General features: G+C 65.0%; 3 protein-coding genes. All 3 read right to left on the reverse strand.

From position 1 onward, the window contains the following. Positions 1–1007 (reverse strand): thiamine pyrophosphate-binding protein (locus AOQ71_RS48460; protein ID WP_245317106.1); only part of this gene is annotated, 1007 nt, incomplete at its 3' end. A gap of 143 nt (positions 1008–1150) precedes the next feature. After that, a complete protein-coding gene (locus tag AOQ71_RS25210; RefSeq protein WP_057752601.1) occupies positions 1151–1654 on the reverse strand; it encodes a GFA family protein in 504 nt (167 codons plus the stop codon). A gap of 246 nt (positions 1655–1900) precedes the next feature. Next, the coding region (locus AOQ71_RS48465; protein ID WP_488226151.1) for an oxidoreductase at positions 1901–2336 on the reverse strand (436 nt) is incomplete at its 5' end.

Genomic DNA, 2336 nt, shown 5'->3' on the forward strand with positions numbered 1-2336 from the left:
CCCGTCTCTTTCAGCACCGGGATCAGCGCGCGCAGCGTTTCCTTGACATCCGCCTTGAGCGCGATCTCGGCGCCGTAATTCTTGGCGATCTCCCAATCGACGAGACCGATCTGGACGATGTCGAGACCATCGGGCAAGGCATCAACCTCGCTGTAGACCGACATCCGCAGGGGATCGCCGCCGAGCGCGATCAGGAGATCGTAAGGCGCGAGCGTGTCGCGCGCGACCTTCTGCACGCGCGCCAGCGTTCCGACAAAGCTCGGACTCTCCGAGAGGAAGTGCGACCCATACGGCGTCGAGGATTGATAGGCCGCAGCACCGAGCAGCTCGGCGAGCTCGGCGGCTTCCTTCAGCGCATCGCTCTTGACCACCTCGTCCATGGTGACGATCACAGGGCGCTCTGCCTTCAGGAGCCGCGCGGCGAATGCTCTGAGCACCTCATCCGACGGCTTTGTGCGCGCGTCGATGCGGGTGGAGCGGCCGAGATCGATGCCGGCTTCGCTGTTGAGGATGTCGCCGGGCAGCGAAATGAACACTGGCCCGGTCGGCGGCGTCATCGCCACCTTGGCGGCGCGGCGCACGATGCGCGGCAGGTCCTCCAGCCGCGTCACCTCCACCGCCCATTTCACCAGCGGCTCGGCCATGCGCACCAGCGGCCCGTAAAGCACCGGCTCCATCAGGCCATGGCCCTGCTCCTGCTGGCCCGCGGTCAAGATCATCGGCGTGCCGGTGAACCGGGCGTTGTAGAGCGAGCCCATGGCGTTGCCGAGGCCCGGTGCGACATGGACGTTGCAGGCGACGAGCCTGCCGGAGGCGCGGCTGTAGCCGTCGGCGATCGCGACCACCAGGCTCTCCTGCATCGCCATCACATAGGTCAAGTCAGGATGGTCCTTCAGCGCATGCATGATCGGCAGCTCGGTGGTACCAGGGTTGCCGAACAGATGCGTGATGCCCTCGTCCTTGAGCAGCGCGAGAAAGGCGGAACGGCCGGTGATCTTGTTCTTCATGTTTCCTCCAGGAGCGGACGTTGCCGCAAGGACGGAAGACATGATGGCCGAACTTTCGGGGCGCGCGCAAGGAAGCGCGGTCATGGCTGCGTTGCGCGTGAGCAGCGAACTGCGCTATCGTGTCCCGGCACGAGAGCGGGGCGTTACATCTCCTCGCGCCCGAGTTCGAATGGATCCTCGCCGCTAGCGCGCTTCTTCTTTTTCGAGCGCTGCCAGACCACGCCCGGAAAGCCCTTCAGCGGCACCAGCGGCTCGCCGGTATAGGCCCATTCCTGCAGCTCCTCGATCGCGATGTGATAGAGCGGCTGGCGCCCGGTGCGCTCTTTGAAGAGGGCGCGGGGAATGTTGACCATGTGCGGGCCGCGCGGGCGCTCATAAGTGATCGGCGTACCGCAATGCGAGCAGAAGCTGCGCGCGGTCTTGGTCGCCTTGTCCTCGTAGCGGGCCAGCGTGGTCTCGCCCGACGTGATGCGAAAACGCTTCTTCCAGCTGCCGACATAGGTCGCGTAGGCAGCGCCATGGGCGCGACGGCTGGCGGCGGAATGATCGTGCCAGGCCCAGCGCGCGGGGACGTCGATCTCGAAGGTGACCTTGCCGCAGAGGCATTGGCCCGTGGCGGTTCCTGCGGCGGCTGCGGCTTTGGCCATGGTAGGTCTCTCTGTCGTCATTGCGAGCGCAGCGAAGCAATCCAGACTGTCGCCGCGGAAAGATTCCGGATTGCTTCGCTGCGCTCGCAAACGGAATTTGTGGGTGCGGTCGCGCAACAAATCAAGTCTGTGATTCCGGGGCGATGCGAAGCATCGAGCCCGGAATCCATTCCACCTCAAGCTATGCGCCCTGATGGATTCCGGGTTCGAGACTTCGTCGCGCCCCGGAATGACGAAGGAGTGTGTCTACGCCGGCGTCAGCTCGTCGTAAGCGGGGTAGTCCGTATATCCCTTCTCCTCGCCGCCATAGAAGGTCGCGCGGTTGTACGGCGTGATCGGGTAGTCGTGCTCGAGACGCCGCGGCAGATCCGGGTTGGAGATAAAGATGCGGCCGAAGGCGATGATGTCGGCGTGGCCTTCGGCGATTGCGGCATTTGCCGTCTCGCCGGTGAAGCCGCCGGCGGTCATCAGCACGCCGCTGTAGTGCGGGCGGAACAGCACCATGGCGGAGGGCACGTTCTCCCAATGAACGTCGGCGCGGCCGGCGCCGCTGGAGCGCGGTTCGATCAGATGCAGATAAGCGAGGCCGAGCTTGTCGAGCGCCTGCACCACATGGGTGTAGAGCGGCATCGGATCGGGCTCGGCGGAATCATTGGCGATGCCATGCGGCGACAGCCGCACG

The organism is Bradyrhizobium manausense (assembly GCF_001440035.1).
GTDB lineage: Bacteria > Pseudomonadota > Alphaproteobacteria > Rhizobiales > Xanthobacteraceae > Bradyrhizobium > Bradyrhizobium manausense.